Raw genomic sequence first — 256 nt, forward strand, 5'->3', positions numbered from 1 at the left:
GTGCTGTCACTGGGCGACAAGGTCGACGCCTTGCTGGAAGAAAACGATGTCCGGCTGACCATGGGGGGTGAGCCAACTTTCGTATCGATTGATGAGATGGAATCGGCCCAGTGGAACACCGAAGCCCTGGGTGCCCACAAGCTGAGTCTGGCCAAAACCCTGCTGTTGAAATTGCGTGACCGTTTTGCTCCGCAAGGCATGCTGCATTACGGCCAGGGCAAGTGGTATCCCGGCGAAGAAGTTCCCCGTTGGGCAC

Annotated in this window: 1 protein-coding gene; it reads left to right on the forward strand. The window is 57.8% G+C overall.

Annotation, left to right across the window (positions count from 1 at the left end; genetic code table 11):
- On the forward strand, positions 1-256 hold a 256-nt coding region (locus Q4563_RS21040), incomplete at both ends, for a transglutaminase family protein (protein WP_303605907.1).

The organism is Gilvimarinus sp. 1_MG-2023, assembly GCF_030548285.1.